The sequence below is a fragment of the Cupriavidus sp. YAF13 genome (assembly GCF_052113425.1).
In the GTDB taxonomy this organism is placed as follows: domain Bacteria; phylum Pseudomonadota; class Gammaproteobacteria; order Burkholderiales; family Burkholderiaceae; genus Cupriavidus.
In genome coordinates this window covers 1-1,554 of the sequence record NZ_JBFRDD010000137.1, presented here as the reverse complement: position 1 = coordinate 1,554, position 1,554 = coordinate 1, and the positions used below count along the sequence as shown (strand labels likewise).

At 61.2% G+C, this 1,554-nt stretch carries 1 protein-coding gene; it reads left to right on the top strand.

Features of this window, described 5'->3' with window-relative positions; all coding sequences use genetic code 11:
• The first annotated feature begins 163 nt into the window (after nt 1–163).
• Nucleotides 164–1,240, top strand: a complete 1,077-nt coding sequence (locus tag AB4061_RS40490) for an IS110 family transposase (protein ID WP_441641646.1) — start codon at nt 164–166, stop codon at nt 1,238–1,240.
• Nucleotides 1,241–1,554 lie beyond the last annotated feature (314 nt).

Below are 1,554 nucleotides of genomic sequence, written 5' to 3'. Positions count from 1 at the left end.
TATGAACGCGCCCCGCCCTCCCATGGAGCGCGAGACGTCGAAGAAGTCTTGCGGGGTGGGGCAAAACTGCCCTGGCGGTAAGGGGCCCCTCCAGGACCGAACGGCATCGCAATGTGCCAGAGTGGTAGATGTCACCGCCACTCGAGGAACGGAGGGACCCGAAATGAATGCTACGACATATGGGCTCGATATTGCAAAGCATGTGTTCCAGCTGTATTGGATTGACCCAGAGACGGGCGAGATTCACAACCAGCGCTTCCAGCGGCAAAAGCTGATCGAATTCCTAGCCAAGCGTGAGCCGGGCCGGGTGGCGTTGGAGGCATGCGGCAGCGGGCACTGGTGGGCGCGCAAGCTCATGGCGCTCGGGTACGAGGTGAAGCTGCTGCACGCGAAATTCGTTCGGCCATTCGTGCAGACCAACAAGACCGATGCTGCAGACGCGCGAGCGATCTGGACTGCGGCACAACAGCTGGACATGCCTGCGGTGACGCCGAAGACGGTGGAGCAGCAGGCCACGCTGGTGTTGCATCGGATGCGCGAGCAGCACATCAAGATGCGAACCATGATGATCAATGCCCTGCGTGGGGCGCTCTATGAGTTTGGCTTGAGCTTCAAAAAGGGGCGTCAGGCGGGCTTAGCGGAAATGCGCGAGCGGTTGGCCGAAGTCGAGGAAGACGTGCCCGCGAGGATGTTCGAAGCGTTGCGCGAGCAGTTCGACCTGATCGGCCGCCTGGACAAGGGCATTGAGGGGCTGGAGGGACAAATCAAGGCCTGGTCCCAGACGCAGCCAGAGTGCCAACGGTTGATGACAATTCCGGGAATCGGCATGCTCACGGCCACAGCACTGGTCGCGACTATCGGCGATGCGCGCGGCTTCCGATCGGCGCGGCAACTGTCAGCCTATCTCGGGCTGGTGCCGCGTCAGCACGGCACTGGGGGCAAGGTGCGCCTGGGCGCGATCAGCAAACGCGGTGACCGCTATCTACGCATGCTGCTGATCCATGGTGCCAGGGCAGTCCTGTTCCGAGCCAAGGACAAGGGCTTGTGGTGCGAGCAACTGGCGCGCCGACGGCCCACCAACGTGACAGTGGTGGCGCTAGCCAACAAGGCGGCGCGAACTGCGTGGGCCGTGCTGATGGGCAATGAGCCGTATGAAAGAAACCATGAGTTAAAGAAAGCCGAGAGGGCCAAGCAAACGGCGAATTCCGCACTAGGCCAGCTCCACCTACAACGACCGTAGGCGGAGCTAACCTAGCCGCGGCTTGCAAGCAAGGTTACTGAATTCGACTAGAAGGTTGCGACGGTAGATGAGCGAGATGGCAAGACAGGTTGGACCGCAAGAGCTGGACCCTGATCGGTCACTGGTGCTTCGAGCACGCTGAAGAGGAAAGGGCCGCTCTTGGCGAATTCCATCGGGGCCGCAGGCTTGGCCTGCACTAGGCCGGATATAAGTCTGCAACCAACCCTGATCGAGCATCGCGTGACGTTTACCTAGCAAACCGGGGCGCGTTCATATAAGTGACCGGCAGCCCCCGCAGGGGGATGTCGTATGGC

Coding starts and splice junctions, on each gene's coding strand:
- AB4061_RS40490 (WP_441641646.1), top strand. CDS start 164: ATGAATGCTACGACATATGGGCTCGATATTGCAAAGCATGTGTTCCAG.